The 18,583-nt window shown below is 71.8% G+C and carries 15 protein-coding genes; 6 read left to right on the top strand and 9 right to left on the bottom strand.

Annotation, left to right across the window (positions count from 1 at the left end):
* Positions 1 to 58: 58 nt before the first annotated feature.
* The 3 genes from aspS (at position 59) to ABZT12_RS02015 (ending at position 3,553) form a co-directional block, all read left to right on the top strand.
* Positions 59 to 1,822, top strand: a complete 1,764-nt coding sequence (gene aspS, locus ABZT12_RS02025) for an aspartate--tRNA ligase (RefSeq protein WP_356375719.1) — start codon at positions 59 to 61, stop codon at positions 1,820 to 1,822.
* A 124-nt stretch (positions 1,823 to 1,946) separates the two neighbouring features.
* On the top strand, positions 1,947 to 2,912 hold the full coding sequence (locus ABZT12_RS02020) for an intradiol ring-cleavage dioxygenase (RefSeq protein ID WP_356375715.1): 966 nt from the start codon (positions 1,947 to 1,949) through the stop codon (positions 2,910 to 2,912).
* Between the two features lie 212 nt (positions 2,913 to 3,124).
* On the top strand, positions 3,125 to 3,553 hold the full coding sequence (locus ABZT12_RS02015; protein ID WP_356375712.1) for a hypothetical protein: 429 nt from the start codon (positions 3,125 to 3,127) through the stop codon (positions 3,551 to 3,553).
* Positions 3,554 to 3,771: 218 nt separating this feature from the next.
* Here ABZT12_RS02015 and ABZT12_RS02010 read toward each other — a convergent pair whose 3' ends face one another.
* The 8 genes from ABZT12_RS02010 to ABZT12_RS01975 form a co-directional block, all read right to left on the bottom strand.
* Positions 3,772 to 4,263, bottom strand: coding sequence for a hypothetical protein (locus ABZT12_RS02010; protein WP_356375709.1), 492 nt, complete (start codon positions 4,261 to 4,263; stop codon positions 3,772 to 3,774).
* A gap of 450 nt (positions 4,264 to 4,713) precedes the next feature.
* Complete coding sequence (gene metG, locus ABZT12_RS02005) at positions 4,714 to 6,444, bottom strand: methionine--tRNA ligase (protein ID WP_356375706.1); 1,731 nt, start codon at positions 6,442 to 6,444, stop codon at positions 4,714 to 4,716.
* Between the two features lie 200 nt (positions 6,445 to 6,644).
* Positions 6,645 to 7,253 carry a hypothetical protein gene (locus ABZT12_RS02000; protein ID WP_356375703.1) on the bottom strand — a complete coding sequence of 203 codons (609 nt, stop codon included), beginning with the start codon at positions 7,251 to 7,253 and terminating at the stop codon, positions 6,645 to 6,647.
* Between the two features lie 59 nt (positions 7,254 to 7,312).
* A complete protein-coding gene (locus tag ABZT12_RS01995) occupies positions 7,313 to 8,545 on the bottom strand; it encodes an AAA family ATPase (RefSeq protein WP_356375700.1) in 1,233 nt (410 codons plus the stop codon).
* Between the two features lie 124 nt (positions 8,546 to 8,669).
* On the bottom strand, positions 8,670 to 10,043 hold the full coding sequence (locus ABZT12_RS01990) for a VWA domain-containing protein (RefSeq protein ID WP_356375697.1): 1,374 nt from the start codon (positions 10,041 to 10,043) through the stop codon (positions 8,670 to 8,672).
* A gap of 755 nt (positions 10,044 to 10,798) precedes the next feature.
* Positions 10,799 to 12,772 carry an FUSC family protein gene (locus ABZT12_RS01985; RefSeq protein WP_356375694.1) on the bottom strand — a complete coding sequence of 658 codons (1,974 nt, stop codon included), beginning with the start codon at positions 12,770 to 12,772 and terminating at the stop codon, positions 10,799 to 10,801.
* 27 nt (positions 12,773 to 12,799) lie between these two features.
* Positions 12,800 to 13,798, bottom strand: a complete 999-nt coding sequence (locus ABZT12_RS01980) for an endonuclease/exonuclease/phosphatase family protein (protein WP_356375691.1) — start codon at positions 13,796 to 13,798, stop codon at positions 12,800 to 12,802.
* Between the two features lie 146 nt (positions 13,799 to 13,944).
* Positions 13,945 to 14,868 carry a hypothetical protein gene (locus ABZT12_RS01975; protein WP_356375688.1) on the bottom strand — a complete coding sequence of 308 codons (924 nt, stop codon included), beginning with the start codon at positions 14,866 to 14,868 and terminating at the stop codon, positions 13,945 to 13,947.
* Between the two features lie 178 nt (positions 14,869 to 15,046).
* On the opposite strand from ABZT12_RS01975, the gene ABZT12_RS01970 reads away from it, so the two are divergent.
* The gene (locus tag ABZT12_RS01970; protein WP_356375685.1) at positions 15,047 to 15,667 is read left to right on the top strand and encodes an SH3 domain-containing protein; all 621 of its coding nucleotides are present in this window, start codon (positions 15,047 to 15,049) and stop codon (positions 15,665 to 15,667) included.
* 102 nt (positions 15,668 to 15,769) lie between these two features.
* Here the strand turns inward: ABZT12_RS01970 and ABZT12_RS01965 are convergent, their stop codons facing one another.
* Positions 15,770 to 16,216 (bottom strand): hypothetical protein, encoded by a 447-nt coding sequence (locus ABZT12_RS01965; RefSeq protein WP_356375682.1) that lies wholly within the window; start codon positions 16,214 to 16,216, stop codon positions 15,770 to 15,772.
* A 102-nt stretch (positions 16,217 to 16,318) separates the two neighbouring features.
* Between ABZT12_RS01965 and ABZT12_RS01960 the strand changes: the two genes are divergently transcribed.
* A complete protein-coding gene (locus tag ABZT12_RS01960; protein ID WP_356375679.1) occupies positions 16,319 to 16,957 on the top strand; it encodes an NAD(P)H-binding protein in 639 nt (212 codons plus the stop codon).
* Positions 16,958 to 17,178: 221 nt separating this feature from the next.
* The gene (locus tag ABZT12_RS01955) at positions 17,179 to 18,570 is read left to right on the top strand and encodes a hypothetical protein (RefSeq protein ID WP_356375676.1); all 1,392 of its coding nucleotides are present in this window, start codon (positions 17,179 to 17,181) and stop codon (positions 18,568 to 18,570) included.
* Positions 18,571 to 18,583 lie beyond the last annotated feature (13 nt).

Genomic DNA, 18,583 nt, shown 5'->3' with positions numbered 1-18,583 from the left:
CGGCCTCGGACGTTTCACGTGAAACAGACCCCGATCCGCGAAGGCTGGATGAACGACGATGCATCGGTACAGGTCCCACACCTGCGGCGAGCTCCGCGCCTCTGACGTCGGCACCGACGTCCGGCTGAGTGGCTGGCTGCACAATCGGCGCGACCTGGGCGGCATCCTCTTCATCGATCTGCGCGATCACTACGGCATCACGCAACTCGTCGCCCGCCCCGGCACCCCCGCGTACGAGGCCCTCGACAAGGTCACCAAGGAGTCGACGGTCCGTGTCGACGGCCGGGTCGTCTCCCGCGGCGCCGAGAACGTGAACCCCGATCTGCCCACCGGCGAGATCGAGGTCGAGGTCGGCGAGGTCGAGTTGCTCGGCGCCGCCGCGCCGCTCCCGTTCACGATCAACACGGAGGACGGGGTCAACGAGGAGCGGCGTCTGGAGTACCGCTTCCTGGACCTGCGCCGTGAGCGCATGCACCGCAACGTCATGCTGCGTACGGCCGTCATCTCGGCCATCCGGCACAAGATGACGGCGCTGGGCTTCAACGAGATGGCGACCCCGATCCTCTCCGCGACCTCGCCCGAGGGCGCCCGTGACTTCGTGGTCCCCTCCCGCCTCAACCCGGGCAAGTTCTACGCCCTGCCGCAGGCGCCGCAGCAGTTCAAGCAGCTGCTGATGATCTCCGGCTTCGACCGCTACTTCCAGATCGCGCCCTGTTTCCGCGACGAGGACGCCCGCGCGGACCGTTCGCCGGGCGAGTTCTACCAGCTCGACGTGGAGATGAGCTTCGTAGAGCAGGAGGACGTCTTCCAGCCGATCGAGAAGCTCATGACGGAGCTGTTCGAGGAGTTCGGCGGCGGGCAGCCGGTCACCTCGCCCTTCCCCCGTATCCCCTTCCGCGAGTCGATGCTGAAGTACGGCTCCGACAAGCCGGACCTGCGCGCGAAGCTCGAACTCGTCGACATCACCGACGTGTTCGCGGGCTCGGAGTTCAAGGCGTTCGCGGGCAAGCACGTACGGGCTCTGGCGGTGCCGGACGTGTCCGGGCAGCCCCGCAAGTTCTTCGACCAGCTCGGTGACTTCGCCGTCACCCTCGGCGCGAAGGGCCTGGCCTGGGTCCGGGTCGCCGAGGACGGCTCGCTGACGGGCCCGATCGCGAAGTTCCTGACGGAGGAGAACGTCGCCGAGCTGACCAAGCGCCTGTCGCTCGCCGCCGGCCACGCGGTCTTCTTCGGCGCGGGCGAGTTCGACGAGGTCTCGAAGATCATGGGCGCGGTGCGGGTCGAGGCGGCCAAGCGCGCGGGCCACTTCGAGGAGGGCGTCTTCCGCTTCTGCTGGATCGTCGACTTCCCGATGTACGAGAAGGACGAGGAGACGGGGAAGATCGACTTCTCGCACAACCCGTTCTCGATGCCCCAGGGCGGCCTGGAGGCGCTGGAGACCCAGGACCCGCTGGATGTCCTGGGCTGGCAGTACGACATCGTCTGCAACGGTGTCGAGCTGTCCTCCGGCGCGATCCGGAACCACGAGCCCGAGATCATGCTGAAGGCCTTCGAGATCGCGGGCTACGACCGGGAGACCGTCGAGGAGCAGTTCGCGGGCATGCTCCGCGCGTTCCGCTTCGGCGCCCCGCCGCACGGCGGGATCGCCCCCGGTGTCGACCGCATCGTCATGCTGCTGGCCGACGAGCCGAACATCCGCGAGACGATCTCCTTCCCGCTCAACGGCAACGCCCAGGACCTGATGATGGGCGCGCCGACCGAGCTGGACGAGACGCGGCTGCGGGAGCTTCACCTGTCGGTGCGCAAGCCGCAGCCGAAGTAGTCCGTCCGTTCGTTGGGGCGAGGGCTCGAAACCGACGTCGGTTTCGAGCCCTTTCGCGTGTGATCCCGATTCACAGCTCTTTCTCATGTTCATGTCACGTTCGTCGCCTCTAGCGTCCGGGGCCATGACGGAATCCCAAGTACCGGAAGACAGACGAGGGTTGGCCCGGCGCACGGTCCTGGTGGCGGGCGGTGCGGCGATGACCGCGGTGGGCGTCAGCGGTGCGCTGGCCGTGAACGCGTCGGCGCAGACCGAGTCCCCCGCGCACCCGTCCGCCTCGGACGACGCCTGCTACACGCTCACCTCGGAGTTGGTGGAGGGCCCCTATTACATCGACGCCGACAAGATCCGCCGCGATGTCACCGAGGACCAGGAGGGCATCCCCCTCTCCCTCGAACTCAGGGTGATCGACGCCAAGACCTGCAAGCCGCTCAGGAACGCGGCCGTCGACATCTGGCACTGCAACGCGACCGGCGTCTACTCGGGTTACGAGAGCGGTGGCGGCGGTGGCGGCCCGGCGCCGACCGGGCCGCCGCCCTCCGGCACCCCGACCGGCACGCCCCCGACCGGCGGCCCGGGCGGCGGAGGCGGCGGCCATCAAGTGCCGACCGACAGCGACCGCTTCCTGCGCGGCACCTGGCACACGGACCGGCACGGCAAGGTGACCTTCCGGACGGTGTTCCCCGGCTGGTACCAGGGCCGCTGTGTCCACATCCACGTCAAGGTGCACGTGGACGGCGAGTGGACCGAGACCGGCTACGAGGGCGGCCACGCCTGCCACACCGGCCAGCTCTTCTTCGACGAACGGTCGGTCCTCGCCTCCGCCGTCATCGAGCCCTACGCCTCCAACACGACGACCCGCACCACGCTCACCGAGGACGGCATCTACCCGGACAACGGTCACGAGGGCGGACTCCTCTACCTCGCCTACGACCACAGGCACATCGCCAGGGGAGTCCGGGGCCGGCTGACGCTCGGGGTGACGCCGTCCGAGACGCACGACGGATCGGGCGGTCCGGGCGGTCCGGGCGGTCCGGGCGGCCCCGGCGGCCCGACCGGATCGGCGTCACCGTCCCCGTCGGCGTCGTAACAGCGCGACCGCATCCGCATCCGCATCGGTATCCGTAATCCGCGTGCGCGTTCGCGGCCGTGGTAGGGCGACCCCGGCGACCCCGTGGGCTCATGGAGGGCTCACGGGGAGCGCACAGGCGGCTCGACGGTGTCCCACAGTGGCCCGGCGTCTGATGGGGGTAGGAGATTCACTACCCCGTATGTCACCAGAGGCTGGAGGAAGCGATGGGAATGGCCGTGCTGATCGCCCTGCTGTTGATCGCGGGAGCCGTGTTCGCGGTCGCCGTCCAGCGACGCCTGCCACCGGCCCGCCGCCTGTCCGACCTGTCCGACCTGGACGCCGAGGCCGAGGCGAGCGGTTGGGTCCTGCGGCTCGGCGCGGGCCTCCCGGTCCCGGAGACGAAGGTCTGGGCGGGCGCCGACCGGACGGCGACCGAGGCCCTGACACGGGCGGCGGAGTGCCATCACGCCGCCGCCGTCCAGCTGACGGAGGCCGGCACGGCGAGCGAGTACGCCCAGGCGGGCCGCACGGCAAGGCAGGGCTTGGACCACATCGCCACGGCGCGTGAGGCCCTGGGAGCACAACCGCCCGCCGGTCCGCCGACTCCGCCCGCACGAGGCCTTGGTGCCCCGCACTTCTACGCCGACTCGGCGGCCTAGGCACGCCCCTCGGGAATCCCGCGGCGCCGGTTGGTGATCGGGGCGCTTGGTGCAGGGGGGGGTGAGGTGCGAAAGCGTGACACTTGGCGCGGAAGTGTCACGCTTTTCCGCGGAGGGTCTCCCCCCCCGGGAGAGCACCGGTACAGGACGGCGCCGCTCACCCACCGAATAGTCGGGGGCGCGCCCGCCCGGCTCGCCGCTCTCCCGCGTCAGTGGCGTCAGATGTCGTACTGGCCCTTCCACGGCGACCCGAAGCCCAGGCCGTCCGGAAGCAGTTCGGCCCAGTCGTCGTCCTCGGTGTCTTCGGCGTCGCTCTTGTCGACCACGAGGCCGAACAGGACGTTGTCGTAGGTGAGTTGGAAGGGCCGTACGGCGATGTCCGTGTAGCTGAGGCCGGGCAGGGAGGAGAGGAGCTTCGTCAGGTGGGCGCGGGCCCGGCCTACGACGGACTGGTCGCCGTAGGGGTCGCGCTGCTGTTCCGACCAGGTGCCGGCGCACCAGATCTGGGCGTCACGGTGGTGGCCGGCGGAGTCGAAGGTGTGCAGCACGGCGTAGAGACGCTTGTGGTCCTCCCAGCCGTCGTCGGGGCGGAAGCCGGTGGGGAAGGCGTACGTGACCGTCGCCAGAAACTGTCCGTCCGTGTACCGGCCGATCGTGTCGGTGCGGTGGTTGGGTTCGTATGCGATCGGGATGACCTCGGGAACTGCCATGGCGGAACTTTACGGCTTGCCGGGTCGCGCCCGATGATCCTGGGTGGCCGGAGGAACGCACAAGTACGCCTGGTACCTCAGGTGATGCTCTCTGTCGTGACCTCCGCCGTTCGGTCAGTCGGACTGCATGGCGTCGTCCATGAGGACCCGTCTGCGCACTGAGCTCAGCGACTGCCACTCGACGGCTTTGGCGAAGGCGTCGTATGTGGTGGTCTGCATCTCGTCCGGGCGCCCCGGGGCTACGACGGCGAGGGCCGCGCGGAGGGCGTCAGGGTCTGCTCGGGGCGGGGGATCAGCTGGCGCCCGTCGGGTGTCCGGGCCCTACGGTTCGAGTGGTAGTGCCGTCTGCTCCGCGGCCACAGAACGTCCCGTGAGGGAGTCATGTGCCGGCGCAGCTGCTCGGTGGTGCGCCTTTAACCGGTCGGTTCGGTGCCGTGGCACGTCACCGGGTCAGGCCTGCGGAACCTGGGACGGGTCTCCGCCGAAGCGTTCCTTGTACGTCTCCAGGTCCTCGTCCGTGAGCTTCGCGAAGAGGACCGGGGGGACGGTGAAGGGGGTGCCCGCGGGGACCGCGGTGAGCGACTTCGCCTCGGCCGGGGACACCCAGGCCGCCGTGTCCTCGGTGAGGGCGAAGGCGGCGCGCATGACGGCCGCCGTGGCCGGGATGAAGGGTTCCGAGACGACCGCGTAGAGGTGGATCAGGTTCATCGCGGTGCGCAGGGTGAGGGCCGCCGCGTCCTGGTCCGTCTTGATCTCCAGCCAGGGGGCCTTCTCCTCCAGATAGGAGTTGCCCGCCGACCAGAGCGCGCGGAGCGCCGCCGCCGCCTTGCGGAACTGGAGGGACTCCATCTGCGTCTCGTACTCGGCGAGCAGGGCGGCGATCTCCTCGCCCAGCCTCGTCTCCGCCTCACCGGCCTCGGCGCCCGCCGGGACCTGCTCGCCGAACCGCTTCTTGGAGAAGGACAGGACGCGGTTGACGAAGTTGCCGAGGGTGTCGGCCAGGTCCTTGTTCACCGTGGCGGTGAAGTGCTCCCAGGTGAACGACGAGTCGTCGGACTCGGGCGCGTTGGCGATCAGGAAGTAGCGCCAGTAGTCCGCCGGGAGGATGTCCAGGGCCTGGTCGGTGAAGACGCCCCGCTTCTGCGACGTGGAGAACTTCCCGCCGTAGTACGTCAGCCAGTTGAAGGCCTTGACGTAGTCGACCTTCTTCCACGGCTCGCGTACGCCCAGTTCGGTGGCCGGGAACATCACCGTGTGGAACGGGACGTTGTCCTTCGCCATGAACTCCGTGTAGCGGACGGTCGCGTCCGCCTCGTACCACCAGGACTTCCAGTCGCGGTTCGCCGGGTCCTGGTCCGCCCACTCCTTCGTCGCGCCGATGTACTCGATCGGGGCGTCGAACCAGACGTAGAAGACCTTGCCCTCGGCGGCCAGCTCGGGCCAGGTGTCGGCGGGGACGGGGACACCCCAGTCGAGGTCGCGGGTGATCGCGCGGTCGTGCAGGCCCTCGGTGAGCCACTTGCGGGCGATGGAGGAGGCGAGCTGCGGCCACTCGTCCTCGTGGGCGGCGACCCACTCCTCGACCTCGTGCTGGAGCTTCGACTGGAGGAGGAAGAGGTGCTTCGTCTCCCGCACCTCGAGCTCCGTGGAGCCGGAGATCGCGGACCGGGGGTTGATCAGGTCGGTGGGGTCGAGGACGCGGGTGCAGTTCTCGCACTGGTCGCCGCGGGCCTTGTCGTAGCCGCAGTGGGGGCAGGTGCCCTCGACGTAACGGTCCGGGAGGAAGCGGCCGTCCGCCGGGCTGTAGACCTGGCGGATCGCGCGCTCCTCGATGAAACCGTTCTCGTTGAGGCGGCGGGCGAAGTGCTGCGTGATCTCCACGTTCTGCTCGCTGGAGCTGCGCCCGAAGTAGTCGAAGGCGAGCGCGAACCCGTCGTAGACCGCCTTCTGCGCGTCGTGCGCCTGCGCGCAGAAGGCGGCCACCGGCACGCCCTGTTCCTTCGCGGCGAGTTCGGCGGGGGTGCCGTGTTCGTCCGTCGCGCAGATGTAGAGGACGTCGTGGCCGCGCTGGCGCAGATAGCGGGAGTACACGTCCGCCGGGAGCATGGACCCCACCATGTTGCCCAGGTGCTTGATTCCGTTGATGTACGGAAGGGCGCTGGTGATGAGGTGTCGAGCCATCGGGGGCTGCTCCCAGGTCGGTCTGCTGGTGTCTGTGTCGCGCGAACCCAGAAATCGTATCCGACATGGGTGGGCCGCCCGCTTCCCGTTTTACTGGGTGGGAAGGGTCCGATGCGGCGGTCGTCGTCCTCGAACGGGACGCCGCCCGTCTCCGGACCCGTGACGGCTCGCGTGACCCACACCCGTGGGAGTGCTGGGGGTCAGCGCCACTCCTCCAGATCGCCGACGAAGTCGGTGTACGAGCGGTTCGTTCCCTGGGGTGACGGGATCAGACCGTGCCGCAAGGCCTCGCGGGCGACCAGCGGGCCGTCGCTTTCGCGGAAGGCCGGGCGTCCGAGGACGCGCTTGAGTTTCTCCTTGGGCTCCTGCACGCGTCCGGTGTCCCTTCCGCGCGACTGTGCGGGGACCGTCCACCGGGGACGTACGTGCGGGAAGGCCTCCGGAAACAGGAGCAGCCATCCCTCCGATTCCCACGCCGCGAGAGCGAGGGCGGTCGGAAAGCCGGAGCTTTGATGATCAAGCTCGTCGGATACCGCCTTGCGGATTCTGTCGTAGGCGCTGTCCGTGAAGCCGTCCAGATCCTCGTGCACCACGAATCCGCGCAGGAGCGCCCTTTGCTGGAGAGCCTTGGCCCGGGCTTTGCCCACGAGTGTTCTGACCGCCGCCGTGAGATCGGGACCCGTCTTGCGGCGCAGACGCACGGGATCGTTGATACGGACGAGTTTGGCGGCGGCTCCCAGGTCGGGCCGGTGCGCCCGTATCAACGCGGCCATGATGTCGCAGTCGTTCTTGTCCTCTCCCGCCAGCACGATCACTCCCGGCTGTGGTGCCCGGGTTCGTCCGGCGCCGCTGCCCTTTCCGCCGGAGCTCACAGTTCGCCTCCGGTGAGATCGCCGCCGAGGACCCCGGAGAACCACAGCTCTCCCAGCGGCTGGTCCCCGGACTCCTCGACGATGTCCTTCACTTCTTGGGTCGTCAGGGCCGGGATGATGGAGGCACCCTCGTCGTTGCGGTCGCAGACGAGGAACTCCTCAGGGCGGAGCCGGTTGACCAGAGCGGGGGAGTGCGTGGCCACGATGAACTGCGTCCGGTCGGACGCCTCGCGCAGCCGCTGTACGACGAGTTCCAACGCCTGCGGGTGCAGACCGTGGTCGATCTCCTCGATGCAGGTGAAAGCCGGCGGGTTCGGGTCGTAGAGCAGGGCGAGCAGCCCCAGCAGGCGGACCGTCCCGTAGGACGCGTCGGCCAGGGGCGTCGTGCGGCGCAGGCCACGTTCGCGCAGGACGACGGTGAGTTGGTCGGTGGAACCGCCGACCTCTTCGAATTCGATGTCCTCCAGCTGCGGGAGGACGGTGCGCGCGTCCTCGACCAGGTCCTGCCACGTCTCCTCGCGGCCGCTGAGGTGGATCAGAAACGCCGCCAGATTCTCGGCGTGAGACGACAACGTGGGGAAGTCCGCACCGGTCAGGCGGGTGGGCAGGCGCGCGGCGGCCACATCGACGTCGAACACGCGGAAGGACGACAGCCGGTCGGCGACACGCGTGACCTCGTCACCGCCATCGGCGGGCCCGAGGCGCGGAAGCGTGGACAGCCCGCTGCTCAGTCTCCTGATCCCGAAGCTGCTGTCCTTCTCCTTGTCCGCGCGGCTGTCGATCACCCGCGCCTCCACCCCCGAGATGGTGATGCGTCTGCCGCGGCCCTGGGTCCGCTTGAACAGAAAGCTCTCCTCGCGGGACAAGGTGTAGGGCGCCTTGTTGCGATCCCGATTCGAGGGCAGGGAACGGCGTTTGATGGTGAGGCTGTACTCATCCGGAGCGTTGAGGGTGGAATTACTCGTCCAGGTGGCCTTCAGCTGGATGCGCATGGACGTGGGAGGCCTGCCCCCACCCCAGAAGGCGACCTCGTCGAACCCATCACGTGAGTCGAGTGCGGGTTGGAGGTCCGTGCGGATGATGTCGGCCAAGAAATCGAAAACCTCCAGCACGTTGCTCTTGCCCACACCGTTCGGCCCCACCAGCACAGTGAGCGGACCGAGCGGGATGGTCACGTCTCGGAGACTTCGGAAGTTCTCGACGTGGAGTTCGAGAAGGCGGCCTGGCATGAAGTGAATCTATCGGGTGGGCGATAGCGGCGGAGGGCCGTGTGGAAGAGATCGCCGCGGCAGAGGAAAGAACGGCGGGGCCCGGCTGTCTGCCGGGCCCCGCCGCTGATGGTGAACGTGTTTGTTACGGGCGCCAGTTGGCCAGTAGGCCCTCGTAGAGTTCCGCGTCGGTGAGTTCGCGGGGGGCCGGGCCGGCGTGGAAGAAGGACGTGTTGTCCGACTTCAGCCTGCGGAGGTAGTCGAAGACCTTGTTGTCGTGCTCCCCGAAGGCGACGAAGGAGAAGAACACGCTGGGGTGGTTCTTCGCGGCCTCGGTGAGGGAGCGGGTGGCGGGGGTCTTCGCGTCGGGGGCGCCGTCCGTCTGGAAGACGACCAGCGCGGGGGCGGAGGGGGTGGCCGACTTCTCGTGGTGGGCGAGTACGGCCTCCACAGCGACGTGGTAACTGGTTCGGCCCATGCGGCCCAGGCCGGCGTGCAGGCGGTCGATCTTGTTCTCGTGGTCGGTGAGGGTCAGCTCGCCGGTGCCGTCGAGGTCGGTGGAGTAGAAGACGACGTGGACGGTGGGTGCCGCCGCCGGGGACAGGTGGGCGGCGAGGGCGAGGGTCTGCTCGCCGAGGGACTGGGCCGAGCCGTCCTTGTAGTACGGGCGCATGCTCGAGGAGCGGTCCAGCACCAGGTAGACGGCGGCGGCCGTGCCGGTCAGCCCCTGCGCGGCGAGGGTCTCGGCGGCGGCGGTGTAGGCGGTGAGGAGGCTGGGGGGAAGGTCGGCCCCGGCGGCTCCGCCGGTCTCCTCAGCCGTCTCGGGTGCCTCGGTTGTCTCGGCCGCCTCAGCCGTGGCGTCCGTCCCGACCGTGCTGCTAGCGGAGAGGGCGAGGGCGGGTGCGGGGGTGGGCGCGAGTGCGGGTGCGGGCGCGGGGGTGGTCTCGGCGACCGGGGCGGGGGCGGCTTCGGTCGTCGGCTCGGGCTCGGGCTCCGGCTCGGGTTCCGGCTGCGCCTCGGCCTCGGGCTCCAGCTTGGCCTCGGGTTCCGGGGTGGCTTCCGGTGCCGGTGCCGTTTCAGTCTCCGGTTCCGGCTGTACCTCGGCGGCGGGCTCCGGCTCGGCGGCGGGGACAGCCTCCGTTACGGCTTCGGGTTCCGGGGCCGTCGCGGCGACGGGCTCCGGCTCGGCCTCCGGGGCGGGCTCGACCTCGGCGGCGGGTACCGCGACCGTCTCCGGCGCGGGTACGGGTGCCGGTACCGGTACGGGTACGCGTGAAGCCTCCGGCTCCGCCTCGGCGGCAGGCTCGGTGACCGTCTCCGTCAGGGGTGCCTCGGATACAGCGGCAGCGGGCACCGCAGGGGTTTCGGCCTCGGCCTCGGCCTCGGTAGTCGTCTCCGCCGCCGTGGACTTGGTGGCCGCCGGTTCCTCGGCTGCCTCCGCCTCGGGCTCGGCGACGGTCTCCGCGGCCGGCTCGACCTCGGTCTCCGGCTCGGTCTCTGGGACCGCCTCCGCAGGCACCGCAGGCACCGCAGGCACCGCAGTCACCGTGGGCTCAGCGGCCTGCGGTGCTTCGGCGGGTTCCGTGACCGGCGTCTCCGCTACGTCAGCACCCGCGTCCGGCGCCTCAGCGGTCCCGGCCTCGGCGTCATCCCCGTCCGACCCGGCACCGGTCGGGGAACCCGTCTCCCCCACCGGCTTCGCCGGCCGCGGCACGCTGACGTTGTCGAACGCCGCCGCTACCAACTCGTGTTCGTCAGTGTCATCGGCGTCATCGGCGGCATCGGTGTCGTCCGCCGCGGACGACCGGGGCTCGGGGAGCGCCGCGGTCGGTGCCGGGGAGGGGGTGGGTTCCGGCGACGGGGACGGAACCCGGGGGGTCCCGGTGTCGGCGGTCGGCGAAGGAGTGGAGTCCTGGGTAGGAGCCACTTCCGCACCCTCTGCTTCGGCGGCACGCTCCTTGCGTGGCCTGCCGAACGCGTTCCGCAGGAGAGTGAGAATGCCCATGTGCGCAACCCTTCGCGTGAGTTGAAGCCGTCAATCCCTGGCCAGGACGGACACGTAAGGTTAGCGGCCTCCGGCGGTGATCTTCGGCAGGGGCGAACCCCGTGAGACGGGCCCCGCGCCCGCCCCGTGCCGGTTCCGCCCCAACCTCCCCGGATTCAGCCGCCGTTCACCCCCCCGCCGCACCCTCGCGCACTGTCGGCTCCGAGGTCAAGGCAAGACCATGTTTTCGCATGGGGGAAGTAAAGTCTCCGGTTGGTCTCGGGGGTCCTTCAGTGCGGTGAGGCGATCGACCGTGCCGCCGCCACCTCCTGGCGCAGTGGTTCCAGCACGCTGTCCGACGGGCCCGCGAGATCCGTACGGACCGCGAACAACACCTCGGACTCCCGTACGCCCTGTGCCAACTCCCGCAGTTGGAGCGTGACTTGGGAGACCTCCGCGGCGGCCGGCGGCGGGGCGCCGTGTGTCACGCGGACCCGGGCCGCCGTCGTGGCGTCCACGATCCGCTCCACGGCGACGACCAGGGGCCACCAGGCGGCGGCCCGGCGGCCGGTGGGCGGGGGTTCGGTGAGCGCACGCTGGAACTCCGTACGGACGTCGGACAGATCCCGGTACAGGCCGCGGCGCATACGGGCGCCGGCGGCCGGGTCGGCCTCCTGGACGAAGGCGGCCTCGACGTAGCGCGCGGTGTCGCCCACCGCGTCCGCGAGACGGTCGCCGACGCGGGTGTGCCAGCTCTCCGGCCAGAGGAGGTGGCCGGCCACGAGCGCGATCCCGCAGCCGATCAGTGAGTCGACCAGGCGGGGCAGGAGCAGGCCGGAACCCTGGTGGTTGAGGACGTTGGACAGGAGCAGGATCACCGGGGTGATCGCGGCCGTCTGGTAGCCGTAGCCGCGTGGGGTGAGGGCCGGGATGAGGGGGCCCAGGAGGAAGAGGACCGGTACGGCCCACCAGCCCGCGTGGCCCGTCGTGCTCTGCGGGGACCCCCAGCCGGGCACCTCGGCGAGGACCGCCGCCGCGACCACCAGCCCGACGACCGTGCCGAGGGCGCGCAGCAGGGCCCGGGAGAAGACCGAGCCGAAGTCGGGCTTCAGGACGAAGGTGATGGTCAGCGCCACCCAGTAGGAGCGCGGCACCGGCACGATCGAGACGAGGGTCTGGGCGATGCCGATGCAGAGCGCGAGGCGCAGGCCGTAGCGCCAGGAGGCGGCGGACAGGGTGGCGTTGCGCAGGGCGCGGACGGCCCGGACGCGCGGGGCGGCCGGGCGGTCGCCGGCGCCGGTCGGGTCGATGTCCGGCGCGGCGACCACCGCGGCGGCGTGCCGCAGGGCGTGGTCGAGGGCGCGGGCCGTCTCGTCGGCCGGTTCGGGCAGGGCGGCGGCGGGTACGGCGGGGCCGGTGCGGCCGGTCTCGACGGCGTCGGCGAGGAGGCGGACCGCGGCGGGGATCTGCGGGGACGGCGGGCGGCCGGCCAGCCGGGTGGCGGGGGCGGCCTCGACGACCGGGGTGACGGCGTTCAACTGGGCGATGAGGCGGGTGAGTTCGGGGCTGCGGCCGTGGTGGCGGGTGCGCCGGGCGAGGATGAGGTCGTAGGCGTGGTTGAGGGACTGGGTGACGGCGTGCCGGGCCTCGTCGTACTCCTCGGCGCGGGGGGTGCCGGAGACGCTGAGGAGGGTGGCGACGGTGCGGTAGGCGGCGGCGACCGCGGCCCGTTCGGGGACGCCGGAGCGCAGCGGCCAGGCGAGGAGGGTGAGGAGGAGGACGAGCAGGCCGCCGCCGGACAGCAGCGCGGGCGCCAGCCACCACGGGCCCGGCATGGGCAGCCCCGCGCCGATCACCGTGTTGAGGAGCAGCAGCAGTCCCGATACGGAGGCGACCGCGCCGATCGTCGAGATCATCCCGGAGACGAGCGCGACGCAGGTGACGGCGGCGACGGTCACCCAGCCGCGGCCGTGGGCCAGGGAGCCGAGGGTGACGCCGACGGCGCCGAAGAACTGGGGGATCGCGATGTTGAGGATGCGCATGCGGTAGGCGTCGGCGGTGTCGCTGATGACTCCGGAGAGGGCACCCATCGAGGCGAGCGCGCCGTAGGCGGGTTCCCCGGCGGCCAGGCCGAGGGCGAGGGGGAGGGCCATGGCGACGGCGGCGCGGACGACGGCCGGGCGGTTGACGGGAGCCTGCTGGGGCCGGAGGTTCCGCGCCAGCCAGTCGGGGGGTGTGAGGCTGTGGGGGAACTCGCGGGACATGCGGTCATTATGGGCGTCCCGCCTGCCTCATCCGCGCTGGTGGAGCGTGATGTCGACGAGGAGTGCGCGGTGGTCGGTGTGGGCGAGGTCGAGGAAGCGAGCGGTGTTCGCGGAGAAGTCCCGGGAGATCAGGACGTGGTCGATCTGGGTGCCGATCGCCGGGAGGGTACGGGCCGGCCAGCTCGGGGTGCGGTCGTGGCCGGTGAGGCGGGCGGCGTCGGAGAGGCCGGTGTCGAGGAGCTGCCGGAAGGCCGCGTGGTCCTGGGAGGCGTTGAAGTCGCCGGCCAGCACGGTGGGGGTGCCGGGGCCGGCCGCGGCGAAGTCCCGGAGGCGACCCAACTCGCGTTTCCACAGCGTTACTTGACGCGGAAGGGGCGGCATGGGGTGGGCCAGTTGCAGGCGTACGGTGTGGCCGCGTACGTCGGCGACCGCGCCGGGCATGCCCATGGTGCCGGGCACGCCCGCGGTGCCCCGGAGCGGGAAGCGGCTGAGGATGACCGAACCCCGGGAGCCGGAGCCCGCCACGGCCCGCCGGTTCGGGTAGTCGGTGCCGAACTCCCGCTCCAGTGTGGCCTGGCAGGTGTACTCGCACTCCTCCACGAAGACGATGTCCGGCCGCTGCCGCCGGATCGCCGGGACCAGGGAACCGGTGCCGTGCCCGAACTCGACGTTCGAGGTGAGCACCCGGAACTCGGCGACGGCCACCCCGTCCGGATCGCCGCTCCGGCCGTACGGCTCGATGAACCAGGCCAGCAGTCCCAGCAGGGCGGTCCCCCACACCAGCCCGGTGCGCCAGCGGGCGAGCAGCGCGCACAGCAGGGCGAGGCCGGTGGGCGCGAGGAGCCAGGGCAGGAAGGCGAGGAGCTGCGGTACCGGGGTGCGGCCGTCGGTGCCGGCGGCCCGGCAGCCGACGACCACGCTCACCGCGGCGAGGAGCAGCGCGGCCGGCCACGACCAGCGGCGTCGCCGGGGCCGCCGTAGGGGCGGGTCGTCGTAGGTGGTCCACTCGGCGGTCGCGGTCTCCACGGGACGGCCTTCCGCTCGCGGGCGTGGGGTGTCCGGATCATCCCACGCGGTGCGGAGGCGGGCAGGGCGGTTCGCACCGGAGGCGGGGGCGGGGTGGATCGGCGCCGCCTTCGCCGCGATCGCCCCGAGCCGCACCCCGGACGCGGTCAGGCTCGGGCTCGCGTCGGCTCCGGTGCCGCATCCGGCGCGGGTCCCGCCGGGGGGCGTCGCGGTCGCGGCGGACGTCGCAGACGGACGTTCCGGGTGAGCCACACCGTCAGGGCCACCGTCAGGCCCAGGGTGAACAGCAGCCAGGAGACCGTGCGCAGCGTGGCGGTGAGGGCGTCGTAGACCGCGCCGGCGGCCGGGTGGGAGACCTCGTCGGGCAGGTCGGCGAGGGTGAAGTGGCGGCCGATCGCGAGGGTGAGGGCGAGCAGCGCGCCGCCGAGGGCGGTGCCGAGCGCGGTCGCGGTGATCGCGCGGCGCCGCCGTACGGCCACGGCGATACCGGTCACGGCGAACACGACGGCGGCCGACGGCAGCCAGAATCCGGCGACTTCGAGCACGTGGAACCCTTTCCGCAGCCGGCCGAGGTCCCCGGCCGGGAGAACCGCGACCTCGGTGTGCGCGACCGGGATGCGGTTCGCCAACGGCACGTGGTCGCGGGCGAGTTGATGCTTGACCCGAGCGGTCACCGGGGCGAGGTCGACGGTGACCGGGCGGTCCCGCTCGTCCAGCAGGGCCTGAAGTACGGCCTCGTGGGTGGCCCGGTTGCCCGCGTCCCAGGCGGAGCGGAAGGCCTCGGTCTGGGTGAACGAGCGCACCGCGTCGTGCACGAAGGGCGCCACCTGGCCGTGCATCGGGCGGACGTCGGTCCGGCGGTCGGCCTCGCGCATGATGCCTTCCCCGAGGGTGTCGGCGATCGCGTTCCGTACGTCCGGATCGGCGGCCAGCGGCGCCATCGCGGTGACGTAGGCGGGCGTGTCGGTGAGGCTGTGCGTGGCCCAGGCCGCCAGCGCGCCGAGCGGCGCGAGGACGCAGGACACGGCGATGAGCAGGGCCGACAGGGCGCTCCGGAGGGGTGAGGGCACTCTTCCAGGCAAGGGCCTGGCGGTGCGGTACGCGACCGTGATGACTGCATTCGGGTGCAATGTCAAGCCGGACGGAGCGGGCGGCCCCGGAGCCCTTGGCGGGACCGGGGTCCGCGCTCTCCGGTGGAGGGGTCCCCCGAACGGGTGTTTCCTGGAGCGGGGGAAAAGGAGGCTGATCATGCGCACCACTCCGGCCCTGCGGACTCTGGCCGCGGCCCTGTTCACCGGTGGCACGCTCGCCGTCGCGGCGGCGGGCACCACGGCGGCGGCAGCACCGACCACGTACGCCGAAGGACATGGCGGTGGCGGCAGTCCGCTCTGGGGCACCATCGTCTCCCGCACGGATCTGCAAGTGCGGCAGTCGCCCACCACGCACTCTCCCGTCGTCGACTCGCTCTCCCCGGGCAGTCAGGACCGCGTGCAGTGCGTGGTCCGCGGGCAGAGGGTCAACGGAGACCCCGACTGGTACTGGCTCGTCGGCGCCCATGCCTGGGCGAGCGCGGCCTTCGTCGACACCGACGGCCGGTGGGCGCCGTCCTGCTCGGACCCCTGCCCGGGCTGGCGGGACGGCGACAGCTCCCACAACTCCCACGACTCCGGCAACTCCCACGACTCCGGCAACGCCGACCGCTCCGGCGACGGCGGCTCCCACGGGAACAACGACCCCGACCGGAGCGACAACTCGTCCTCGTGGAGCACTTCGGCCTCCGGGTCCTGGAGCGTCTCGGGCTCGTGGAGCTGGAGCGCCTCCGGCTCGTCGTCCGGCGGCGGCATCTGGAACTGGTCCCCCAGCGGCTGACCGCGGAAAGGACGGGAGAGCGACAGACACCCGGCCGACCGCACAGAGAAGTGGGCCCCGGCAGCTGTGCCGGGGCCCATTCCCTGTGCGGTGTCCGCGCGGTCAGCCGACGCGGTCACCGTCCGCCTCCTCGCGGGTGTAGTAGCGGTAGAAGAACGCCACGAAGGAGCCCGCCATGACCGCCGCGCCCAAGGCGGCGCACCTGAGCACGCTCTGCCCGCTCTGGCTGACCAGGAAGCCGACCGCCGCGCCGGCGAAGGCGGACTTCACCAGCGAGTGCAGTTCGCGCGTGAGCAGCGGCGCGAACCGGGCCACCGCGAGACACAGCACGATGAACGCGAGCGCGGTCACGACGCCGAACAGGATGTTCCAGACGGTGAGCGGCCCGCCGTCGCGGCGGTTGGTCGCCGCCCACACGCCGTAGACGAGCCCCATGACGACGGGGATCGCCACCCTCGCCGTCCGGTGGACCCGGGCGTCGAAGACGTCGGGCAGACCACTGGGCGCGCTTCCGGTGACACCGCCGGATGTAAGTGCCGCATGAGCCATGGGAGCACTCCTCTCTGTCGCCCCCGTTTCCAATGCACACCTGGACAGGGGCGGTGGCAACTCGGGGTGCGGCCCGCGCACGGCCGTGTTTCGCTGGGGCGCATGAGGTTCGTTCTCTTCGGCGCCACCGGCATGGTCGGCAGCCGGATCGCCACCGAGGCCTCGGCCCGCGGCCACCGGGTGCTGGCCGTCAGCCGCTCCGGCCAGTCGCCGCTGCCCGGGGTCGCCGCCGCGGCTGCCGACGCCGCGGACCCGGCGCAGGTCGCCGGGCTCGCGCGGGGCGCCGACGCCGTCGCCTCCGCGTGCGTGCCGCCGAGGACGGGCGGCGACCCGCGCGAGCCGTTCCTCGCCCTCAACCGGGGCCTGGTGGAGGGGGTGCGGACGGCCGGTGTCGGGCGGCTCCTCGTCGTCGGCGGGGCCGGCAGCCTGGAGGTCGCCCCCGGACAGGCCGCCGCCGACCAGCCCGGTTTCCCCGAGGCCTACCTGCCCGAGGCCCGCGCCCACGCGGACGTCCTCGCCTTCTACCGCACCCTCGACGACGACCTGGACTGGACCTACGTCTCCCCCGCCGCCGAGATCGGCCCCGGGCGGCGCACCGGCCGGTTCCGTACCGGCGGGGACGCCCTGCTCACCGACGCGGACGGGAACAGCCGGATCAGCGCCGAGGACTACGCGGTCGCCTTCGTGGACGAGCTGGAGCGGGACGCGCATCCGCGGGCCCGGATGTCGGTCGCGTACTGACGGCCGTGCGCCCGCGCGGCACCGCGGCGGCCACCCCGCCGACGACACGACGATGGACGCCGTACGGCGGTCCGGACATCTCCCTTTGCGGCAGCGGACGTTACGGTGCTGCGACGCGGCGTCGGTAAGGTCGGCTCCGTCGTCCGTACGTGGTCGATACGTGTCGGTACGTCGTCGGTGCGTCACGGGGGCACCGGCGGCCTCTATGCGGGGAGGGCGCGATGCCCGGAACGGTGCTGCTGCTCGCGGCCTCGCCCATCGGCAAGGGGTGCCTGGTGGACGCGGCGTCGGTGCTGCCGGTACTGGCGGCCGTCGAGCCCGCCGTGCTGTCCGGCACCGACACGGCCAACGTGGTGGAGATGGCCGACCCGTTGGAGCCGCAGGCGGTGCTGACCCGGCTGCGAGCCGCCGCCGCTGCCGCCGGCCCGCTCACCGTCTTCGTGACCGGACAGCTCCAACTCGACCGCAGACAGCGGCTGCCGCACCTCGCGCTGGCCCGGACGACCCCGGCGACCGTCCGCTACACCGCCCTGCCCTGGCACTGGGTCCGCGAGGAACTGCGGCTGCGGGCCCCCGGATCGACCACCCTGATCCTCGATCTGCACGCCGACGCGGCGGCCTGGGAGTGGCTGCGGGCCCGCCCGCTCGACTCGGGGCCGGGGAACGCGGTTTACGGTCGCATCGCACCGGCGCCCGCGCGGCGGGGGGTGGCCGTGCCCGCGTACATGAAGGCGGTCGCGACGATCCTGCGCAGCGGGCGGCGGCCGCCGGTCGAGCAGTTGCATCAGCGGGCGCTGGTCAAGGTGGGAGCGGAGGGGTACGCGGACGTGCTGCTCGCCACGGCCGGCCAGTCCGGGGTCACCGCCCCCGGGTCCCCGTACCGACCCGAACGACCGTACGCGCAAAGGCCGGTCGGGCCGCACGTGCCGGACGGGCTGCACGCGGCAGCCGGACCGGACGCGGCAGCGGGACCGCACGCGCCGGCCGGACCGGACGCGTCGGAGGGGCCGCACGCACCGCATGCCTCACACGTACAGAACGCGCCCCACGTACAGAACGCGCCCCACGCACACGACGCGCCCCACGCACACGACGCACCGCACGGACCCGCCCGACCGGGCGAGGCCGGCCGGAGCCCCGCCGACGACGGTGCCGACCCGCTCTCCACCGACCAGCACTCCGCCGACCCGCACTCCACCATCGCCGACGCCGTCCAGGCCGGCCGGCACGGTGAGGCCGACGCCCTCGCCGCGGAGGCGGAGCGGCTGGCACTGCGCGCCCACGGGCCGGGCTCCGCGCAGGTGCTGCACTGGACCGAGGTCCGGGCGGATCTGGCGATGTTCGCCGGGGACCCGGTGCACAGCTGCCGGGTGTGGCTCGCGGTGGCGGCGGCACGGCTGGCCGCCGGACAGGAGGCGGACGCCCCCGAGGTGGAGGCCGCCGTCGACCGCGCCCACCACCAGTGGACGGAGATCCGGGATACCGACTGCGCCCGTGAACTGGGCTTCCTGCTGGTCGAGTTGAGGAGCAGGGTGCCGGGGCGGCACCAGGGCGCCCTGGATCACGTACGGAAACAACTGCTCCACTTGCGGACGCAGCCGCTCAACTCCTGAAGCAACCCTCCCC

This window comes from Streptomyces sp. NPDC005423 (genome assembly GCF_040606415.1).
Lineage (GTDB): Bacteria > Actinomycetota > Actinomycetes > Streptomycetales > Streptomycetaceae > Streptomyces.
The sequence above is the reverse complement of the archived record's forward strand: the minus strand, read 5'-3'. Positions and strand labels throughout refer to the sequence as shown.

What these genes read in the sequence shown, in the direction of transcription:
- metG (WP_356375706.1), bottom strand. Translation starts at nt 6,444, where the DNA reads ATGGCTCGACACCTCATCACCAGCGCCCTTCCGTACATCAACGGAATC.
- ABZT12_RS02020 (WP_356375715.1), top strand. Translation starts at nt 1,947, where the DNA reads ATGACGGAATCCCAAGTACCGGAAGACAGACGAGGGTTGGCCCGGCGC.
- ABZT12_RS01985 (WP_356375694.1), bottom strand. Translation starts at nt 12,772, where the DNA reads ATGTCCCGCGAGTTCCCCCACAGCCTCACACCCCCCGACTGGCTGGCG.
- ABZT12_RS02010 (WP_356375709.1), bottom strand. Translation starts at nt 4,263, where the DNA reads ATGGCAGTTCCCGAGGTCATCCCGATCGCATACGAACCCAACCACCGC.
- ABZT12_RS01995 (WP_356375700.1), bottom strand. Translation starts at nt 8,545, where the DNA reads ATGCCAGGCCGCCTTCTCGAACTCCACGTCGAGAACTTCCGAAGTCTC.
- ABZT12_RS01955 (WP_356375676.1), top strand. Translation starts at nt 17,179, where the DNA reads ATGCCCGGAACGGTGCTGCTGCTCGCGGCCTCGCCCATCGGCAAGGGG.
- ABZT12_RS02015 (WP_356375712.1), top strand. Translation starts at nt 3,125, where the DNA reads ATGGCCGTGCTGATCGCCCTGCTGTTGATCGCGGGAGCCGTGTTCGCG.
- ABZT12_RS01965 (WP_356375682.1), bottom strand. Translation starts at nt 16,216, where the DNA reads ATGGCTCATGCGGCACTTACATCCGGCGGTGTCACCGGAAGCGCGCCC.
- ABZT12_RS01970 (WP_356375685.1), top strand. Translation starts at nt 15,047, where the DNA reads ATGCGCACCACTCCGGCCCTGCGGACTCTGGCCGCGGCCCTGTTCACC.
- ABZT12_RS01960 (WP_356375679.1), top strand. Translation starts at nt 16,319, where the DNA reads ATGAGGTTCGTTCTCTTCGGCGCCACCGGCATGGTCGGCAGCCGGATC.
- aspS (WP_356375719.1), top strand. Translation starts at nt 59, where the DNA reads ATGCATCGGTACAGGTCCCACACCTGCGGCGAGCTCCGCGCCTCTGAC.